The sequence below is a fragment of the Rubripirellula amarantea genome (genome assembly GCF_007859865.1).
In the GTDB taxonomy this organism is placed as follows: Bacteria; Planctomycetota; Planctomycetia; order Pirellulales; family Pirellulaceae; genus Rubripirellula; species Rubripirellula amarantea.
This window is the reverse complement of record NZ_SJPI01000002.1, coordinates 379,192-402,876: the sequence shown is the minus strand read 5'-3', so window position 1 is coordinate 402,876 and position 23,685 is coordinate 379,192. Positions and strand designations below refer to the sequence as shown.

1 pseudogene is annotated in these 23,685 nt (G+C 56.2%); it reads right to left on the bottom strand.

Annotated elements, in window-relative coordinates:
• Positions 1-249 precede the first annotated feature (249 nt).
• Positions 250-22,971, bottom strand: a pseudogene (locus tag Pla22_RS14905) (CARDB domain-containing protein); the annotation flags it as partial.
• Positions 22,972-23,685: the final 714 nt, after the last annotated feature.

Genomic DNA, 23,685 nt, shown 5'->3' with positions numbered 1-23,685 from the left:
TCGGTCGTAGAGGAATAACTCAAGGTCACCTTGCGTATCATCGTAGTCGAGGACGATGCGGTCACGGAACGTTCCAATGGAGATCAAATCGAAGCGAAACAAGTCCGTATCAGCATAATCAACGGTGAGATTCGAATACGTCGCGACTGACTGATCACCTAGGACGACGATCGCATCCGCAAGTTCGTTGTTGGGTTCGAGCAGATCGTCTGGAGGACTGACAATCAACTCGTTGGTGCTCGACACGTTGTCCGTTTCCGCTGATTCAGCGACCAGAGAGTCAGGGTCGACCACAACCGCCAAGAATTGTTTGCCTGTCGCTGCGTTAGCGGGAATCGTAAACGTGACGGGCACATCGACAAAACTGCCTGCTGAAATCACGGGAACGTCGACGGACACCAGCACCGTATCGGTGGAGGTATCGATCACGGAGTCAACTGAGAACAGCACATTGGCGGTCGTTTCAGTCGATGCGGTGTCGCCATTGTTGTGGACACGGATCGACGACAAGATGGATTCACTGCGGCGAGCAACGGGCGACAGCAATGCGGGAGAGAGCGGTACCAAGTTCGCTCCGCTCGCGCTGGGAATGTCGTAAGCGATCGAGTAATTCACGGGAGCAACAAAAGTCGACAGTACCGGCGAGATTTGCAGCGTGTAGGTTCCTGCGCGTCTTCCGGCCAGCGAGATTTTTCGCGGATCACCGTTGCTGATGCGTTCAACCACATCGCCGTTGTTATCGAACAACTCCATGACGACGGACGCAAGGCCCGTACCCGTTAGTTCGACGAAGCTTGCTGCGATGGGATCCGCGATTACATCGAACGAATACAGGTCGAAATCGAGACTCGAATCGATGACGGCTCCGGTGACTTGGCCTGTTCCCTGGATGATGCCTAATTGGTTGATCGTGGATGTCCGCTCGATTGCTTCTAGGGGATCGGCCACAGGGTAACCGCTTGCCATGAACGAACGATCGGTGCCGACCTGGTCGCCTAAATCGTTGATTGAGCTGACAGCGATCGTGACTTGGAATTCCTGGCCAGCAACCTCAGCGGGCACGCTGATCGGAATGACGAAGTCACGAACCTCTCGAGCTGCGAACGGTGCGATTGAGACGGTGCTATAGATCGGACTCTGGCCCGCGATGATGAATGTCGCCGTCACGGTGACGTTGTCCGATTCGGTGCCGAAGTTTTGCACTTGCATGGGCAAGTTGAATGCCGCGTCGGGATACAGCCTCGCTCCATCGGGTAACGGACCAACTGCGAAGATCGGCTCAGTAGCTTTTCGGCCTCCAGCAAACTGCAGTTCGTACTCACTAGGAACTTCGCCGTAGACGTGCAGCAGGTACTCCCCGACCTCCAAATCGGAAAGCTCAAGCCGCGTGACCTCCGCTTGGTCGGACTCCGAGGCTGACGCTTGTCTAATAACTTCGCCGGCAGGTGAAATCAATTGCAAGCTGGGCGACGTTCCCGATGAAGTCACACTGGCCAAAACAGCATCAAAATTTCCATCGTTGTAAAACCGGAAGAAGTCATCGTCGCCAAACCGGCTGAGCGTTAAGTCGCTGTAAGTCTGGCCGGGCTGAGGCAACAACAAATTGTTCGCATCACGAGGAAAGTCATTGGGTTCGGCGGCATCTTCGATCAGCCCGACTTCCGTCAAACGAAAGCTCGTGTTGTTGTCGCGAGCAGCATCAGGGACCTGTCCAAACGGATCTACCCAAACGCCCAAGCCAGCGGTTTGACCAGCCTTCGATGGCATTTGCGCAACCACAGTGATTGTGTGCCGCTCGCCGGGTGCCAGCGCGGGGATACTTGCAGGTGAACCGATCAACGCATCACTCAGGTCGATCTGCGTGTCGCGAGAAGAAACCAAGCGAGCAGAGGTGGGCAACGAAGGCGTCGTGCCAGCATTGGTGATCGTGTACGTGAGGATCGTTTTGGAATCGGCGTAAACAAATTCTTCGATGTCATGCAAATCTGCAACCAAGTCAGGGCCGACCACCGGTGGTCCTGAGATGCTGAGGTTGAATGCACCGGCGGGTACCACAACCGCAGCGGGATCATCGGCTTCGCCTGTCACGACGACTGCGTAGGACCCTGCGGGTAACGATTCGAGGTCGATGGTTAGCGGGCCGGTACCGATTTCTCGTCGCAAAACTTGATCGTTGGACCCGATCAGAGCCACGGACCACAGGATGTTGCTGTGGGTTGGCGTCAGCGTGATGGCATCGCCTGACCGCCCGTTACCCGACTGATGAAACCGCGTCAAATCATAGGCTGCATCGTCCGTCGTATCACTCACATCGATGGCGGAATCGTAGTCGATGCCAGCACCGGACGAACCGAGGTACAGAAATTCGTCTTCGATCGCCGTCAGTGCCAGCGGATCAATCCACAGGTCATCGAAGCGTGTGACTTGATCGATTTGCGTCGTTTGAACCGGTGCAAAGAAACCTGGGCCGATGGATTCCGTTCCATCCGTTCGCAGCGTCGGGGAGATCGGTGCCGATCGTTTGTGGAGCGCATCGAAGTTATACGAATCGTTGTCGAAGATGTCCGTCGCTGACACAATCGGTTCATCGAGGAACGGAATGGAACCCAATGGTCCCGGCAAATCCAGGGTTCCCGTCGCGTTGATCGTAAAGTTTGTCTTCGTCCTTTCGGCAGGTTCGGGGAACTCGAAGATGTCGCCGCGGATCGAACCCGTCAGGGCCAGTTCGGCGTTGCCCAAAAGCCCGAATGCAGCTTGACCAAACACACCCGAAACAAACTGGAATTCAAGGCCGAGTTTCGCGCGAACATCTTCACCCTTGGGAACTCCGCCAATGACCGTGTACTTGTACGAAAGCTGCGGCGCTAAGCTGGCACCAACGCGAGTGAACACGCCTGCGGTCACGGGGACAGGCCCCCACAAAGCACCAGCGAGTACCTGACGCCATTGGTACGTGAATTGAATGCCGGGCAGCGTCAAATCAAGCTGAAGCCCTCCGCCTGGCCCCAGGGTGAGATCCTTCTTGACGTCGAACGGACTGATCAACAACTCGGTTCGCGGCGCGGTCAGTCCGGCTTTGAACTTCGAGGGACGTTTTCCCGTCAGGCCGTTGAAGAACTTGAAGGCGTCGCCGAACGGAGAAGCCTCGCCGGCGCGAGAGAGCAATCCACTTGGCCCTTTGGAGCCAAAGAACTTGCTATTGTCTTGCACTTTGGGCGACGAACCTGGTCGGAAACCGCGATCAACGTTGCCGTTGGTCAATTGATTGAACGACGCCACCGACGGCTTCTTTACCGCGTTGACGGTATCATCGAACTTGCTGCGACCGCGCCGCAGAATGTTATTGCTTCCCGACTTCAGAATATCGAGCGAAGAACCATCGGTCGGGTTATCGGAATTGGCGCGAATCGTTTGCGCCACCGCCCGAATTCCACCACCGCCGGGTCGGATGGGGTGAGTCGCGTTGAGACCGTCTTCGAGCGTGCCAACTTCGAGAATAGATCCGAACACTGCCAATCCACCGTTAATCACGGTGGCGGACGTGCCATCGACCAAAGAGGTCGGAATAGTCAGGTCCAAGCTGGCGGGGACCGGCAAATCGTAACCGAACGCATTCGAATCCCAGTATGGCCCGATGCGCTGATCGCTTGTCACACCCTTCAAGTCAAAGTGCAACGAAACCGCTGCGCCAACGGAAAAGCCCAACGACTCGCCGCCAACGATCGGGACGTTTGACGGAATCGTAATCGAATCGCCGTACAGTTCCTCATGCCGTGCCACCTCGTATTGGTCCGTGCCTGGATTGAACTCGATTAACGACGAAACGTCTTCGGAGTCGCTCAACCAATTGGGCCTTGGAATCGTCACCGACGTGTAACGCTCGTCACGTTGGCCACCACCGACCAATTCCACGCGAACGACTACGTCCGGATCATCCACCCACAGTCCGACGTCGTAGGTAACTTCCCAGATCCGTTGAGATTGCTGAGTCATAAGCAACTGTGCGAATACCTCGCTGGCGTTTTCAGGTGTCGCACCCTGAGGCAGGACATACCAAGTCACACTCTCGATCGGATCGGCTACGCGCCGCGTATCAATGGTGAATGTATTGAGCAGTTCAACACCCTCGATGTATTGACCAAATACGCGCTCGTCGTCATCACCATCGTGTCGCGCGACCATCTCAAAGATCGTCGGCTTGAGCGATATAAAGTTGTTTGCTTCGCTACGCTCTTTGTCATTCGTGTCTGATGCATCCAAGTGCGCGATCAAGAAAGGGCGATCGTCGTCGCCTTCAAGCGGATCAAGCCGCAAGGTGACCACATGACTGGTTCCGCCAACGAGATCGCGAGGATTCGAAATCGTGAATGCCTGTCGGAACAAATCGGGAACTGGTCCCAATCCATCACGCTGGATTGTTGCATCGGCGGAACGGAACAACTCGATCGTGAACGGCTTCGCATTCTCACCCAGAATGGTGTAGTGCAATTCCAGCAGATCATTGCGATCATCATCCAAACCGGGGCGAACGTAACCGTACAAACCGACAATGTCAGCCGGGATCGTCGGCCCAGGGTCAATCCCTGACGGTAACGATCCAGTGGGAATCGCCCCTCGAAAGATATTCCCATCACGCACATACAGACGATTTCTTAAGTAGGCTTCTTGGTTGTACGGATCGGTCGGGCCATCTTGATTCGCTTCAGCCGCAGCCTGTAGGTAAGCCTGGCGATTGTCCGATTGCGGATCCGTGATACTGGCGATCAAGTTCTCAATTGGCTCGATCGGGAAAGTCAGCGAACCGGGGTTGCTGACCGCCAGGATTCGGAGTCCCGCCACGAGTACGCTGTAATCGTAAACCAGAGTGCGATTGATGCCCTTGAACGAAGCCAGAATGGAATCATTGTCAGGGCCAATGTCGATCTGATCTGGCCAGGAATAGGGGATCTTCTGCGTTGCACCAATGAAGACCGGGTTCTCACTGCGAGGATTGGCCAGGATGCCAATGTTGCCTCCACCACCAAACTCTGGCGAGCTAGCGATTGCACCGGGGCCGTTGTAGGTTTGATTCATCAACACAAACGCGAGTTCGCGAATGACGATGTCGGTCCCCAAAATAGGAATCGGCTCGGTCAGCGGCTGAGCAAGCGCGATGTCCTCGGGCGAGTCGATTGAGAACAAGTTCTTTTGAATGAACCGAAACGCTGCAGCGGTGCCTGCGCTCAAGGACACCTCGCTGGGCAGTTGACCCTCGTCGCTTCGTAAGTTGGTCGGCACACGCACCGGCAAGTTGGCTCGCTGCGCGTCGATCACGCGATACGCTTCGCCGCCTCGCACCGCTGCCGCCACTCGCCCGTTGCCCAAGTCCTTCAAGCCAAACGGTTTGTAGCCTGTCGAAACGATGTTGATGCTCTCTTGACGCACCGGCAAGTCTCGCGTGACTCCAAAGACGAATTCCAAGTCCGTGCCTAAATCAATGATGATCGTTCCGCCCACCGTCGGTGAATTGTCAGCACCCGACCACGATGACGAACCCGTTGTGTTGACTAACAAGTAACGCCCATCGTCGGTGAACTCGACATCGGTCAACGATCGAATCGCTCCGCGTCCTCCGATGCGACCTAGCAATTCGTTGCTCGGATCGAGATTGATCAGTCGGATGAACTCGCCTTGTCGTGGCGTGTCGGTATAGAACCATCCGATCGTGCCGCTGTTACGATCCGTCGTCACACCGATCGGTAGCGTAGGGTGAATCGCAAGGTAGTAAGGCTGGAATGTCGGTAAGCCGACAGGTCCGCCACCAGACAACCCTGTGTCGATCCGCTGCAACCCACTCAGATCGGGATCCAGGTCCACTTCTTGCAGAGTCAACAAGTCGATTACCGAAACTGTACCCTCACCTGTATTGGTCACATAAGCTCGCAAACCATCGGGTGTGATACCGACGTCAGATGGGTTTCTGCCCACCGGAATCTGCGCGACCACGGACTGAAGCAAGTCAATCGGCTGAGTGAAAATCGGTTGGCTACGCTGGTCGAAATCGGCAACGGTTCCCGGTGCTGTGGCCTGGCCAGCACGAATGGCAATCAACTCGCGACGATAGTTCGCGATCGACTCGGGTTGAATATTCGTTTGCTCACTCGAGAACAGAACGTCGATTAAGCTGACCGTGTTGTCTCCCTGGTTCACCACGGCGCTGTAGTACGGCGACTCAAGCAAAACTTCAGCCACCCCGCCGTCAACAAATCGAAGTTCTCGAACCATATCGCCGCCCGGCGTCGCAGACAAGAACTCACGTTCCACATCCACGCGAAGGAACGCACCACCGATCGCAACCCCCTTGGGCGGGACGATTCGCAGCTGAGTCGGCGTCGAAGAAAGAACCTGCGAGGGCCTTAGCCGCGCATCGTCCTCGTCAAGCGGACTGATGCTTTGATCGGCAAAGAACAGAACCTGATTTCGTTCGGAATCAGGCTCAAAACCCTCACCCGCCAAGGTCAGCACGGGCGCAAAAACGCCCCCGCCGATGTCTTCGACCGCGTATGCGATCGATGTCACCGTCGCACCGTTCTCGAATGTCGGTAGCGACGAGACTGTCACTAACTGCTCTCGAGATCCACCGGCTGAGTACTGGGTGTCAAATACGGTACGGCTGAAGATAAGCGGCGACTCAAAATTGGTCACCGTCACAGAATAGTCGGGTCCGGGGATTGGGAGTGCCGCATCGAGAAACTGCCCAGGCAAGTAGAAGAACGGCCGACCACTCTGCGGTTCGACGTCGATCGAAACCGTGCGACTGCGTGCTGCTTGAATCGTGGCATCAAGCGCCATGCCCACGGTCAAGCCGAAGAGCGAACCCGTCGTCGCGCCCAGCGCCATCGCGAACGATCCACTGGCGTTGATGGCTGGGTTGGGTGGCGATGTACTACGGGCGACTGCGTCGATGCCGACGACCATCGAATCGACCAATTGCCACGCCGTTTCAAACTCTTGAGTTTCAAAATTGAAACGTTGGCTCTCGCGGAAAATGAACATCGGGTCGCCGGCTGACAGGCTCGCATCGGCTGGCGCGATCAGCGAAAGACCGCCATCGGGATTCGCATCGCCGATATCCAGACTGAAACCAGTGCTGAAGGTGAAGCCAGTTGGCAACTCGTTTACGAAAGCAGTCTCGGCGATCTCTGTGACCGTCACGGTGGTCGCATCTTCGAAGGTGCCGGGGCCGATGCCGATGATGATCGAGCCGTCGTCGGTGGCGACGAGGCCGCCTTCTTCCCCAACGGTCGTCGCGCCGAGTGACGGGGCGGCGATGAGGATCTCGGCCACTTCGCTGACGCCTTCGCGGATCACGGTGACTTGCGTTGTCCCAAGCGCTATCGGCGTGAACAGACCGTCTTGGGTGATCGTTCCGATCGTGGGATCGGCAATAACGTAGAAGGTGTCTGGGTCGCTCGCTCGATCAGTGACACTGCCGTCTTCGTTTCGTTCGCGAACAAAGAACTGGCGAGTTTGCCCCAGTTCCAATGCATAGTTGGTCGGGTAGATGTCGAACGTGGTTCTTTCGGTATCTTCGCCGACTCGCAAACTGGTGGCGGCCGTCAGACCGAACGCGGTTGCGGTGATTAAGCCGTTCCCTTGGGCGATACCGCCAACGGTGCCCGTTGGGGTAACCACGGCGATCGAATCAGTGACATCGAACGTGACAGCACTGTTTGGCAAATCGAAGGTGGTGCCGTCTGCCAGCACCGCATCGACATCCACCGACGCTGCGCCGCCAACACCGATTTGAATGTCGGTCGTTGTGATTTGCAGCGACGAAACCGTGCGTGACTCGATGTCGATCGTGAACTGAGCCGTATTGGATTGACCGACTAGGTCTGACGCGGTGAACTCGATCAATCCGCCCGCTGCGGAACTTGGAGTGAAGCGAACGGTGCGGCCATCGGCAAGCAGTCGCGCGGTGCCGCCGGTGGTCGACACGACTTGGAAGTCGAGCGGTGATCCTTCAGGGTCGATTGCGTTTTCGGAAAGATCAATATCAACCGGCAGGCCCGGCAGCGTGATACCGGAACCGTCAGTCGCAACCGGTGATAGATCAGCAACGAAGCCAAAATTGATCGCTTGCAGTTCGACGTCGGTACTATCAATCACGCCATCGCGATTCACATCGGCGGCCGGGTTGTACCCACCATCGCCGGGCACCAAACCAAACTGAGCCGTAATGTTGCTGCGATCAATTCCATCGACGTCACCGTCGCCATCGAGGTCACCCGCAATGTAAACGTCGACGGAATAGTTGCCGGTCGAAGCACCAGCACCCGCGATCGCGGCCGCGACTCCGCCACTTGCTGAAACGGGGAATAGCGCCGATGCGAAACCGGATCGAACTTGCACCGACGTTCCTGCCAAACCGTCAATCGTGGGTACGGCTGGATCAAAGCCACCGCTTCCGGTAACCGAAATGCCAACGAGTGCGACGCCATTGTTTCCCGTCGTCAGTTCCTCCGCGGTCAAAGCGAAGGCAATGGACGAGCTTTCCCCAGAACCAAGCGAGCCGGTGACCGTCGATGCCGCGGCGTCGCGAAGCCCGCCGAGGAATTCATCAATCGAAACGGTCGAATTGAGTGATCCATCTTCGTTGTAGCTAACACCGACGCTTTGTCCGGCTTGACTGGACAATGCCTGGGTCAACCTTCCGGCCGAGTACGAGAACAACGCACGATCACTGCCATCGGTCAAACTGCTAAGCAGATCACCGTCGTATCTAAGACGAGTCGCCACACCGCTCAATCCCGTCAAACTGGTAATTCGTCCGTCGTCGTTGCGACGAATCGTCAGGCGAGAACCGTTATCCGCGATCGCTTCGCCGCCGTACCAATCGATCGTTGATACGCCCGATGTCACCTTTGTCAGATCACCTTGGCTGTTGTAGTGATACGTTTGACCGAGAGCATCAGTCAATTGAATTAGCTCGGGTTGGTAAGGCAGACCATCGGCGACTCGATAGAACGAACCGTCGGCTTCTTGCAAAGTGACATCGTCAGTGGCAAGCGTCCAATCGGACGTTCCAAACGCGGTCCAGCCCGGAACATAAACACTTCCCGCGCCCGAGGTCCCGGCCAAACGTTGAGGTCCGAAGCGATAGACCACATCCGTTCCATCGGGTGCAACCAGGTGCAAGAAACTGCCGTCTCGCAATGCCTCATCGTCGCCACCCTCAGGAACATCGGTCAGGGTGATTGGCGATGCGTTAACGGCAGCCCACGACCAACCATCGCCCAGTCCCGTGTCGATCCCCGCATCGCTGCTTCGGTATCGAAGCGTCAGCGGTACTTGAATGTCGCCGAAGTCAAGTGACCGGTCGATGGCGGTTTGCACGTAGACACCGGTATTGCTGGTGGCGCGAACCTGGAATGTCTCGCTGGTCGTCGACGTTCGACCGCTAATGTCGGTCGCCGATAACACGAGCTCGTAAACGCCGTCGGAAAGATTCGCAGCATCAAGATTCGTCGCAACCATGTTGCTGCCGGTGGACGTTCCGGTCGCGATTGTCCGGGCTTCACCACCGCGCAAATTACGTAGCGTCAGTGTCCACGTATCTAGGTTGCGATCTTGCACATTGATCTCGATCGCCTTGCCTACTTGCACCGTCGTCGCAGGTGCCAAGTTGATACCCACGTTTGGTGGGGCAACGTCAGCAGGATCTCGCACCAACACGGCGGTGACTGATGTCCCGACGATTCCTTGAACGTCAGTTGCAGTCGCCACGACTTCGTAGCGTCCCGGACGCGTCGGCGTGAACGTGGCTCGACCGAGGGCATCAAGGGGCAACACATTTCCACGCACCGATACCGAGACCGACTCGATAGGCGCGATGCCGGAACCGACCGGTTGCAGGGTAACCGTTTGACCGGGCAGGGCCGGGAAGCTTGGCGTCAATTCGACGCGAACCGCGGGTTCAATGGGCGCATCGGCCACCACAATGCGAAGCACTTCAAGCTGAGTCACCGAACCATCGGACACTTCGACAACGACGTTGTATTCGCCCAGGTCAAGCGAACTTGGAGTCCAGCGGAAAACTCCGTTGGTGGGATTGAGCACCGCGCCGGCGGGAAGATTGCGAGGGATGAATGTGAGCCCATCGTTATCAGCGTCCGTGACAACGATCGCGACACGTAGTTCTTCGCCCACCACAGCGACACGTCCACCGGTTGGCGAAATGACGGGCCGTTGATTGATGGGTGAAACGTTGATCGTCAACGGTGTGGACGCGGATAGTCCGCTGGCGTCGGTTGCCACCACGGTTAAGTCGTATTGTCCAGCGTCACCAAAGTCAGTGGGCCAGCGAAGACTGATCAAACCACTTTGAGAGGTTTCCAAGAACGCTCCGTCGGGCAGACCAGGAATCGTCACGATCGGCGTTCCCCCGTCGAGGTCAAAAGCTGCGATCGAAACAACGATCTCACTTCCTTCAAAACCCGCGACCGGTGGAATCACGCTCAAGCTCGGCGGCCGATTCGTTTGGGTGACGGTGAAACTAAACTCGCTCGATGAAGTCGCGTTGCCATCCGAAGCCGTTGCTGTGAAGGTGTAGTTCCCCGCTGACTCGAATCCCGGTGAATAGGTCACTTCACCTGTGATCGAATTCAGCTTCGCACCGGCCGGTAGTCCGGTGGCGGTGAAGAACACATCGTCACCATCGGAATCACTTGCGGCCAACGTGAACGCCAACGAATTGCCTTCGGCAACCGACGGAATTGCAATTGGGGTAAGACTAGGCGCCGTGTTCGAAGCACGCACCGCGATCGTGATATTTTGACGATCTTCCAACGGCAAGGTCTGACCCAGGTTACCGCTATCACTCACCACGATTTCAACCGGGTGTTCCCCCACATCACCAGCCGTCGGAGTCCACGACAAGATCGCTTCGCCATACCGTGGACTGGCCACCAAGCTTGCTCCGGCTGGCAAGCCCACGTGATCGAACAACAACGGATCTTGATCTAAGTCATCGACGTCGATCGTAAAGCTAAGCGGTTGCCCCACGACGGCGACAAGGTTGGGAATGGGGGTGAGAACCGGCGGCGCGTTCACGACATCCACCGAGACATTGAACGTGTACTCGCCCGTGGCGATGTTGGCACTGTTTCCGTTGCCGTCGTCAGTCGCCTGGATTGTGATCGCATAGTCACCTCGATCGGTGAGCGACGGTGTGACCGTCAGTGATGCGGTTCCGTCACCGTTGTCGACAATCGACATGAAATCGGGCAGCGGTGAAAGTTGTCCCACGATCAAGTCTGCATATCCAGCCGAGATCGCTACCGGATTGCCTTCGGGATCAATTGCTTCGATCGGAATCACAAGCGACTCGTCACCATTGACATTCTGGAAAGCGATCGGCGTTACGACGGGCGGCGAGTTCACGTCGAGCACGTCAATGATCAACGTTCGCGTTGCACTTGTTGCTCCGAAGTTGCCATCCCCATCATCCATCACGGTGATGCCGATTTCGTAGCGCCCAGCGGCATCGAACGATGGCGTCCAGCGAATCAATTGAGCCTCGCTGATGAACTCGGCATCAATTGGAAAATCAGTTAGCGTGAAATTGATCGGAGGCGCATCGAAGCCCGCGACGTCAAACGTTCCATCGGGTGCGAGCGTCGGTGGCGCGTAAGGATTATCAGGATCCACCGCGTCGATATAGATCTCTAGTGGTTGTCCTTCATAGATCACGCGGCGAGGAATGTCAGCGATTGTGACTGGACCGTTCACGTTGTCGACCACGATTGTCAGCGAGGTCGTCGCCGTCAATTCACCATCGGACACCTGGAACTTCAACCCGTAGGTTCCGTGTTGATTGAAACGCGGTGTCCATTCAAAACGACCGGTGACGGGATTAATGGTGGCACCGATTGGCAACGCGACCGCCGAGTAACGCAGCGAATCGCCCTCGGGATCACTCGCACTAAGGGTAAACGACAACTTGTCGCCTTCGCGAACACTGCGATCCACCAGACTAGATATGACTGGCGATTGGTTCTTGTTGAGAACCACGATTTCAATGTCCATCGTCGATGCCGACGTGCCATCGTCAGCCATGATCCGCACATTGCGATAACGCCCTGACGATTCCGAAGTCGTTTGCCAAACCAGCACGCTACGATCGCCATCAAAGTACGCACCCGGTGGCAGGTTCTGGACAGACAGGGTTACTGCATCGCCATCGGTATCAAAGGCAGCGATCGGTAGTTCCAACAGATCGCCTTCGACCAATCGGACGTCATCGGTTGCAACAATCACCGGCCGAGCGTTCCCACCGGCGACGTTGACCGTGAATACCTGCTCGACAAAACCACCCAAGGAATCCACGGCGCGAATTCGGAAACTTTCCGAAGCCGAAGCATTGGACGTGTTCCAAACCAGTTGTGAAGTCCCCGGCGAAATCGAAGCGCCCGCGGGGCCTTCAACCAGGAATACGGCCGGAGTCGGGCCGTCTGCGTCCGTCGCGATAACATCGTATGTCAGCGTTACACCCAGTGATGCGTTGGTCGGTGCTACGGATGTGATTTCCGGTCGCTCGTTCTCTAGTGCACTGGCTAACAATCGAGTTCTAAACGAGAGATCCTCGTTGAGCGGGTTCGCGATCGCAATCGTTCGCGTGATCGACGCGCCCACCGCCAACGTTCCGCCGCCCAAGTCGAAAGCAATCGCCTCGGGATCACCGGCCGCTGCGTCAATGAGACGAGCGTTGCCGGACGTGGTTAGTCCGTCCAGCATCAATCGGACATCACCCGCCAAAGCGGTTGGCGACATGTTCGTGACCGTGGCTTCAAACAGAACCAATCCATCGACGCGATTGAGTTGCGTGCGAGTAACGACCAAATCGGTCGATGTCGTTAGGTCCGCGAGCACACCAAAGTCCGCGTCAAAAGGCGCTCCCAACGAATCACCATCGACGCTCTTAAGTTGTCCAACGATCGAAAGCTCAAAGCTTCCCGTTGAAAGCGGCGAATGGACCAGCGTCACGCGACGGCGAGTGACATCGTAAGTTGCCGATCCGATAGGAATGTTTTGGCCATTGGATGTGTCGATCAAACGATAGCTAGCAGGATCATCAACGCCTCCGTCACCAACCGCCATGTCGACGTTAAACGTAATGGTTGATCGACGAGTCGCGGGCGCGGCGACTCCACCGTCCACGGGGCTACTTCCCACCACCAACGGAACCGCGGTGGGAGCAAGCGAATCTATTTGGCCGGTTTGAGTGAGGAACAACCGACCGTCGGGATGCACAGCCAGGAACTCGCCTCGGGCGCCATCGACAGCCATCGGCGTTTGCTGGCGTGACGCCAGGTCAATCGCGATCAAGTCGCCCGGTTCACCCTCAACGCTTGCTTCGGTACTGACAATCATCAGTCCATCAAGCGAAGTTCCAGCGGGTCCAAAGACGATGTCTTCGGCGGGGGTGTCCAAAACGATCGTTTCGACCACGATACCGCGGTTGCTGAATCGCAGCACTTCGCCACCACCCGGCCAACGAGTCGCCCACAAACGACCTTCGTTGTCGAATCGCATTCCATCAACGCGAACGCCAGTGAACGTTGACGTGGTGCCGGCGACGGTGTCAAAGACATTGATGCCGTCGTGAGTCGCAAAGTACAGCTTTGATCCATCAGGCGACACTTCTAAACCTAGCGTCGCAGTAACCGGGACGCTTCGCGTGATCGCACCTGTTGACTTATCGATCGAGATTAACTGACCACCGCCCGTGGTTGCCCATAAGGTTCCATCACCGGTGAAGGCGATGTCGTAGACCGGTGTCGACAACGTGAACCGTTTCAGCGCATCCGTTAACGTGCCGCCGCGAACATCAAACTGGTACAACTCGTTGCGACCAGCACCGCCAGTCACCCAAATCGAATTGCCCGACGGATCGACGACCACACCAAGCGGTCCAATTCCCGCTCCCGAGTCGGCGAATCCGGTCACCAAAGCTTCGGCGACAAACGGTTCGTAGAACGTTTCGAACTGACTCGGCCGCAAAGGAGTTCGCGAACTCGCGATTTGATCTTTCAACGCGACGAACACCAAACTACCGGGAGTGTCCGACGGCGGTGTGGGTGCCGGCAAGGGCTGCTCGTTTGTCGACGAGACCTCGGGTGGTGATCCGAGATTGATCGACGGGTTGTAGGCGGGAACATAAACGCCAGCGGGAGCCCGTTCGACGTTCCCCGCCAAGTCGGACGACAGCACGATGAAGACCAGCGATTCACCGGGATCCGATTCAAACACTAGTTGCGTTTCTGATGTACGGCGTTCGATCGCCAAGAACGATCCCCCATCACGCGACACATAGACGCTGTGGTCGGCAACACCGGAACCACCTACGTCGTCCGTGGCAGACCACGAGACTTGCGTTTGAGTCGCCGATAGTGGCGTGACCGTGAAGGTCGTCGTTGGTGCGATGGTGTCAAACGTTGCCTGAACGACTCGAGTGTCAATCGGATCGGTCTGACCCACGAACACTCGCGCGCTCGTTTCAAGCAGAGTGCCACTGTCGACATCTCGATCGGTCAACATCCAATAGCCAACCGACGCGGTTTGACCCGGTCGCAGGAATCCACGATTGATGTCTTCGATCAACAATCCCGTTTCAGGATCGATCGCTCGCAACAGCCATGTTGCCGTCCGAGTATTGACGTCGACACCGGCGGCCACCTGCAAAATGAACCCGCCCGCTGCCGTGAAATCAAGTTCGCCCGAATACGCGGCACGTCCGGCCGGAACATCAATCTTCAAATCGCCGAGTGTAAAATCACTTAGCTGGAACGTTCGCACGTCAAGCGATGGATCAATTTGCTGAACGATGCGTAACTCGCGCACCGCTTCACCACTGCTGATCGGTTGATCAACAGTGATCTCGAACGGCAGCATCGTATTGGAAGGCAAGAAATTCTGCTCGCCAAAACCGGTCGGTCCCAAGAGAGTCGCTGTTTCGTTGCTGGTTCCGGTACCGACAAAGAAGCGATCAAAATCGGGAGCATCCACTTCGAGCACACCGAAGACTTCCTCGGGAACACCCGCGCGGATCTCAAACGCGATTTGCCGAGTTCCTAAACGACTGCCCAAATCAAACATGGAATCCGCAGGGACATCCCTCCCACCGTAGGCATCGGGAGTTTCGCCGGCCAACTCACGGATGAGCTTGACAACGCTTGTTGCCAATGCTTCTTGCTCAGTCACGCTGCCGTTACTTTGCGCTGCATCGAAGATGTTGGCGAACGCACCGGTTTCGAACGAGTGATAAAGACTGACAAGATGTCCAACCAAACGTCTGTCCGTAGTCGCTTGCGGAGGAACATCTTCGGCTCGCAGCAACCCGGTTTCCGCCAGTGCCGTCAAGTAGGTGGCAACCCAAGTCGCTTCATCGGTCGTCGCGTTGTCGATCGCCTGCAGGAACGCCTCGGTGTACTCCGGCGGATCCGTGAGTGGCGGATCGAATGCGAGCAAGCGATTGCGAGCATCGATTGCGATCTGGGTTTGATACGCGATGTAGTCCTCGGCCGACATCGGAGTCACGGACGAATGCACGAAGAAGTCGAACGAAAGCTGTTCGATTTGCCCCGGCAATAGGTCCTTCAGGAAGTTCGGATCCTCTTCCAACAACGCGGGAAGCTCGGGATAAACCTCCACCTGGAAACTCGTCGAAGCGATCGCAGCGGCTGGCAAATCAAAGATGAACGCACCGCCGGCATAGATTCCGTCGATGTTCAAAAGCGTATCGATGCTTTGTCCGGTAGCGTCTTCACCAGCGTCTATGCCCAAGTTCGATGTGACGCGCAAGGCCTCGCCGGGAATCAACGCTGGATCGGGATTCTTGATCCGCGGCACGTTGATCGACCAATGCACGTAAGGCGTGTCGATATTGGTCAACGAAGCAGCCGTGACGTTGTAGATTCCCGATTCACCCAGTCCGATCAAATTTGGCCCGCCCATTCCAACGTCGGTATCCAGCTCGGACGCCGGTTCCACCAACAAGCGATGCGGCACGATCGCCGCCTTGCCATCCGGATTCGTGACGACAACGTCGTAGAGTCCAAGCTCGGCTTCGCTCAAATCAAACACGGCCACAATTCGAGTGGCATCGACGATGAGGTAATCGACCGGAATGTGTTCATCGAATTGGGGACGCACCAACTTCAAGGTCGCCAATGGATCAAAGTCGGCGCCTCGCACTTCGACGGTCGCATAGGAAGCGTCACCAAGGCGGTCTGGTGTGACCGACGTGATCTGCAAAGGCAACAGCGTTGCGTTGAGTTCGATCGGGTTCCGGGCCGTTCCTCGAATCAGGATGTAATAACGTCCGCTCTGGGTCCGCGGCACCAATGCTCGCTGCGAACCACCCAGCGCGCCTTCAAATGCAGCGTCAAAGTCACCTGAATAGGGAACACGTTCGTAAGCTGCATACATCTCTAGCGAAGCATCCTCGCTATCGGCAGTGATCTGCAGCGTTTCACCAGCGGGAACATCGATCGAGTACACCAGAGTGTTGCCAACGTCCAATGAAGTCGACGTCGGGACGTCTAACAACAATTGGGGCGTCGAAATCTCGATCTGGTTGGCTGACGCGAAGTCGTTGTTAAGCCGCAATGGACCTTCGAAGATGTCGTCGAACACATCGACTCGGCCGATCACGTTGTACGGACCGGGTAGCGTTGCAGGCAGCGAGACAGTGACACTGCCGGAATAGGTGCCCCCGGGCGCAAGCGTCCGTGATGGTGTTTCCGATAGCATCCCGGTTTGAGTAATCAGCCGATCGTCATAGGTATAAATCGCGTCTCGGGAAAGATAGAATGCATCGTCCCAAATGCCAGTTGCCGGCGTATCCCCGGCGTTGCGAACGACGTAACTAATCGTGACAACACCGTTGTTACCAACCGTGGTTTTGTCAAACGTTAGGGAGTCAATGACCAAATCCGTGGGCGGTGGCAATTCGATCAAGATCGGGTCGACACTAACGCTACGGTTATCGGCCTCATTCGACTCGATCACTTGGCCGAGTGGACGGTTGCCCCGAACTGGATCAATAACGGTAATCACATAGTACGGGCCCGTAATTCCCGACGGCATTCGTGCGGTTAGGTCCGACGTAACAACGCCGCCGGACTCGATCACCGAATCGTATCCTACGGTCGCCAGCAGGCGGTCGCTTCGCGGGTCGAGTGTATTGTCACGTGACAGGTAAACCTGAACGTCGAACGGCAATTGACGTGACGGAACGTCGCCGCCGCCGATGTTGGACAAGTCAAACGAAATCGGAATCCCTTGTCCCGTTTCTAAACGATCCGGCACATCAATCTGCGTCACCTTTAAATTGGGACGCTCAGCCAGGTTCACTACGATCGAAGTCGAAACCACGTTGTCGATTTCGTCGTCAAATTCTGCAATCCGCCCCATTGTCGAATTCTGACTGATCCGCGGCCATCCAGTTGCAGCAGGATACGGCAGTGCCCATCCGCTGCGTTGATTGTAATTTTCGGTGAATACCGAGTCGGTGGCAACCAAAATATAGAACGTGCCGTTAATGTTTTCGGGTAATAAGACCTGTTCGTTAACGTCATAGAACTGGCCGACCGACAGCACGCCGCTGTGTCGCAAACTCGCAATCGGCAAATCGTAAGGGTCCAACGACGGATCGGTCGAAATATAGACGACGTCGTTCCAGATCCCTTCGCGGGTCGCCCGAGTACCGTTGTTGGTCACTCGGAACTGAACCGTTGTCAGTCCACCGGAATCGACCGGCGAATCGACTTCCAAGTTTGAAATTTCGAGGTCCGCTTCGCGATAGGTGACATCAACCGGCACTCCGTCGGAAATGTTATTCGACTTATCACGACGTTCCCAATTCGTTCGCTCGTACGCTTCGGGCCACTTAGGGAACGACCCTTCGCCTGGACTGCTAAGCGACGGCCCATAACGCCCAACACTTAAGTCAGTCAGCACGTGAACATAGAACACGTCGTCGCCACCGATTGGCATCGGAACGTTAACGGTTCGGGTATACGACGCCCCCGGTTGCAATGGATTGCCACCGGTTTGGTAAGTCACGCGAGTGGCAAGCTTGGACGTCGAAACATTGAAGGTTGGCGAAGATGAGACGTAAATCTTATCTTCCCACAACAACGTACTCTTGTGTGTTGCTTCAGTGCCCTCGTTCGTGACCGTGTAGGTCACCGATACATTCTCGCCACTGAACGTCGCACCAGGGTCGACGGCCAGCGACGTTACTCGCAAATCAATGTACGCGTCCGTGATCGTCGATGCGGCAGCCCCGACGTTGTTATCGGTGAAAGGACCTTCAAACACAGTCTCAAGGACGTTAGTCGGACCGGCAAGAATAGCGCGAAGTTCACTAGCGGTAAACTGGTTCAAATCAGCCAGAGAAACTTCGAGCAGCGGTTTTCCGGTAGCAGCCTCAACTCGCTTTAAAACGGCCTCCACTTCTTCCAACAACGATGGTTCGCTCGTGATTGCAACTCTAGGATCCAAGTTGGTGCGAACAAGGAAATAGCTACCCGATGCCGAAGGAGGCAATGTGAATGTCGCAGTTTCGTCGTAATCTTCACCAACGTCGATTGCTCCATCGTGTGGTAACGCAAACACAAGCGTGTCGCCATTATCCAGGAACTCGTCGTCGGAAATGTAGATCGCATCCGCCCATCGCTCTCGGTCCGTTGGCGCCGTCCCGCGGTTTTCAACTCGCCACGACACCGTGACCTGCTCGCCACCGGTCGCGACGGAGTCCGCCGTGACATCGGTAACCTGCAGGTCGGCCGGTGGAGTCAGAAGTACCGTGATCGGTGTCGCTTTGAAATTATTGCCGTCGATGTCGTTGGGGGCATCGGGATTCAGATTGGTCGCGAATTGATTTTCGAAGACACGGTTGTACGGGTCACTGAAGACCGTGATGTAGAATTGGCCTTCGGTGAACGCAGGCAAATTGACGGTGACTACGTTTTCGTAAAACTCACCGACTTCCAATTCGCCTCGATGCGTCACGCTCTTGAGCAACCGATCGCCCCGCGCACTGTTGGGCCGGTCGACATCGCGGGTGAGCCAAATTTGGTCAGTCCAAGAATTGGGAATCGTGACACCGACACCTTGGTTGGTCACGCGGTATCGAATCACCACTGGCGAATCGTCAAACGATTCCACTGGCGCGACAACGTTGGAGGTCACCAAGTCAGGCGGGGGAACTGGAATGGCGTCAATGCTGATCGGAATCGCCAGCGTATTGTTTTGTTCGCCAGGAAGCGAATTGTTAGGGGCTTCGGAAACCTGGTTGCGATCATCTGTCTTGACGATGATGAACGCGTTGGCACCGGCGGCCCCGCGCGGTAACTCGAACGCGAATGTTGACGTGTACGTTTCGCCGACGCCAAGCTTTGATCCATTGTTGACATAGGTGCTTGAGGTACCGAGCGGAGTCAACGCAATGTCGCCGCCGCCGAGGATGTTATCGTTGAGTGATAAGTACACACGATCGGACCATCGTGATCCGCCCGTTGGCGTCTCAACGGCGCCAAAGTTTTCCACGATCCAACTGACGTCGATCACCGTTCCGGCAGTCACCGAAGTTGCCGTCGGAACGAGCGGATTTTGTCGGACTTGCAAATCAGGTCGCGGTTGAGCCGAAATCGTGATCGGTGCTGCGCTGCCAACATTGGACTCGTCCGATTCATCCGTCTCACCGATTCGACGACCGTTGTCGGTCTTCACACTGACCACGTAACCGCCCAGGACGCCGGGCAACTGCACCAGTTCGGTTCGGGTATAAGATTGGCCGGGCGCCAGTGGATCGATGCGGCTAAAACTGCCAAGGGTGATGCGAGTTCCTGGCGACCCAACGGGCGACAGATAGACATAGTCAATCCAGCTTCCCTCGGCCGGATCGACGCCCACGTTCTCAACGGTCCAGCTCACTTCAATACTGCGAGAATCCTGAGCTGCTGTTGGCGACGTGACGCTGGTCACTTCCAGGTCGATGTCCAACGGCGGAAGGCCCGTTAGTTCAATCGGTGCCGAAACTTTTCGGTTACCGTTTTCGTTGTACAGGAACTCATACGGACCGCTCGTTTCGACCACGATGTACTTCGTACCGTCGGCGGTCCGCGGGATCTGGACCAACCCCGTGCGGTCGTAAGATCCGCCAACCGGCAGCGCACCAAAACGGCTGAACGATCCCAGGAGCACACGTCCGGTGGTGCCTTCCGGATTATCCGCCAAGTAAACGCGGTCGGACCAACTTGTTTTGTCAGTCGTCGCGATGCCGACGTTGCTAACGGTCCAGTTCACCGCGATCGTATCGAGACCACCCGCTTCGGACTCAGTCGTGACGCTGTCGATGAACAGGTCCGAATACTCACGCGGCGCAATGACGACCTCGGAAGTTGGCGAAGCAGAATTGGTTGCTGTGCCAACTTCGAACACCTGGTCGTCGACGTCCGTGTTCACAAACAACGTGAACCGCCCGCTCGTGCCCGCAGCGACCGGGACAATTTCGGTTCGCGTGTAAGTGGCTCCGGCGCCTAAACCGATCGAGCGAGAAAATCTTCCCAGCTCGCGATCGTCGGAATTGCCCAGGATGCTGTCCCTAGACAAGATGATCGAGTCAAACCATTGGTTCGTTCGACCGGCACCCTGACCCACGTTTTGGACGGTCCAGGTGACGGTTAGTTCGACTGGGTTCCCGACCAACAAATCTTGTCCGATCACATTGGTGACCGTCAAATCGGCGTAAGGAAACGAGGTAACGGTAAACTCAGCAGAACCTAACGGACCCGCGGGTTCACCATCACCTTCCGAAACGTCGTTATTCGAATCCGGAACAACGATGATGTAGTACGGACCAGAAATTCCGTCGGCAAGGTTCACCGATACGGATCGGTCGTAGTCTTCCCCAATTCCGAGCGACAAGGATTCGTTGACGGTCTGCAGCAACACATCGGAAGAATCAAACACGGCGTTAGTCGATAAATAAATCGAGTCGGTCCACGAATCCGATACGCTAAGCGTTCCGTTATTCGTGATCGTGTAATCCACCGTCAATACACCACCGCTAACGGCCGAACCCGGGTTGTTGACCGTAACCACCGTGGTCACCAAATCGGGCAGCGGAAACGCAGTGATCGAAAACTCGGAACTAACGCCGGTATTGTTATCTTCGGCCACTGGTTCAACGACACGGTTGGTCGCATCGACCACCACTAGCAGTTGGTAGTCATCATCCGCAAGCGAACTCGGGATCGTAATTCTCTGGCTCGCGGTATAGGCATCGCCGGCGCCCAGCACTCCACCACGCGTGAAGGTTCCCACCAAGACGTCGCCACCTCCGAACTCACCATCAAGGCTAATGTAGATTCGGTCAGTCCAACTGCTGACGGGAGTCGGCGCGGTTCCGACGTTCCGAACCTTGTAGCTAATGTCGTACGAAGCACCACGCCCCATCGTGTCGGGAACCACAATTTGCTCAACAACCAAATCCACCGGACTGGTCACAAAGGTGACGGCAAAGGGTTGCGATTCTGAATTGTTGTCTTCGTTGAATTCGAAGACTTGGTTGTACGCGTCCGAAACCACGAACAACGTATAACTGCCCACGATGCCGTAGGGAATCTCGACGTCGGCCGAACGATCGTAGGTTTCACCCAGATTCAAGTCGTCGGTGATTTGAACCGAAGCCAGCACAATGTCGTCGGCGTTTCCGAACACCGAATCCGACGACAAGATCACCTGATCGGTCCATGTCGTTTCAACCAATGCACCGGAGTTCACCCCGGTCCATTCGACTGTGATGGTTTCGCCATTTCCCGCTGTAGCCGGAGCGGTGAATTCATCAATTTGCAGGTCAGGTGTATCCAGCGTGAACATTCCGGTGAATCGATCGTCGCCCGCTTCGCCTCCGGTTCCGTCACCGTCCTGATCCATCAAGTTGCCGGAAGTATCTTCGATATTGGGACCGACGACGAACGAGTAGGCCCCGGGCGTCGATTGAAAGTCAAACCGAAAACGGAACCGAGTGCTGCTGAGAGCCTGGGCTGCGAATACGTTGATCGGACCATCGGGCCCGGAAAATTGGATGTCAGCCGATGTCACGGTGCTGCTGTTAACCGGCTCGTCAAACTCAACTTCAATTTGCGAGAAACCCGAATTAGGAGCCATCGGCTCGAAGTTGATCAGTCGGGGACCACCATTGTCTAAGGTGAAAGTGCGAACGTACGCGTCTTCGATCGCCTCGCCCGGCGTCGCATCACGGTCTTGATTGAGCGGCGTTCCCCCAATGTCACTCACCGACGGGTCGATGGTCAGGACATAGTCGCCCGCCTCGGTTTGCGCATCGAAGTTGATGCGGTAGCGACGGTCGGTCTCTTGGCTGATCGTGGTGACGGGTACGGCGCCACTGGGGCCAACGATCGAAACCGTGCTTGGCGAAAACGTTTCGTAGTTGATGGTTTCGCTGAATGTGACGGTGACAAATTCTAGCGGCGGAGCGGACACGCCCGAGGGTGACGAACTGGTCACGTACGGCGCCGTTCCCGCGATCGCAACGGTCGTTTGAAACGAAGCGATCATTGGATTGCCCACCAGATCGGTGATCGCGGGCCCCACGGTCACTTGGTAATCGCCAGGCGTAATTTGCGAGTCGAAACTGATGCGGATCTCACGATCGTTCAGCGGTTCCACTTCCGTGATGCTGACGACACCAGTGGGTCCGTTGATCGTGAAGTCGACCGTGCTGGCGGAGTTCAAGTTCAAGTCTTCGTCGAATTCAATGTCGAAGAACGAGAACGGTTCCGAGGATGATCCCGGCGTGACGCTGATCACCGATGGACCGCTGGCGTCAACGGTGAACGACGCGGTGAATACATCGTCGGTTGCTTCGCCAGGATTCTCGTCACCGTCTTGATCCATCAAGTTACCGGCAAGGTCGGTGATGTTTGGGCCAATCGAAAACGTGAACTCTTCCGGCAAGTTGATCAGGGAGAACTCCAACCGATAGGTTTGGTTGCCCATGTTGGTGATGGAATCAATGTCGAAGGGGCCAAACGGACCACTGGCAACAATGTCATCCGGGGTGAACGAGGATGCCAAGATCGCTTCACTAAACGTCACGTCCACATACGACACCGGCGCTGCAACCAGTCCCGTGGGCGTCATATTCGTCACTTGCGGCCCGACGGAATCATTGCCGAGCGTCAGCCTAGTCGAATAAACATCGTCATCCGCTTCACCCGCATTCGCATCACCGTCCAAGTTCAGCGGCGTGCCAGCCAAGTCGGTGATGTTGGGCCCGATCGTGATATCGTAGTCCCCACCCTCGGTGACTCGTGGCACGTTGATGCGATAACGCGTATCGCTGAGCTTCGTGATGCTAGTCGGCTGCAACGAACCCGACGGGCCCGTGATCGAAACGTCAGCGGTCGAGAATGAACCGTGAGCAATGGGCGTATTGAATTCAATGTCGATTTGTTGCAATGCCCCGGTGATCACTCCTTGGGGTTCATGCGAAAGAATGGTCAGGGCTTTGGGTTCAACCGTGATCGGCACCAAAAACGAGTAGAAGGAATTAACAATCCCGTCGTCGTTGATATCGAAATAGTTGTAGTACGGATCGGTAATCGCGCT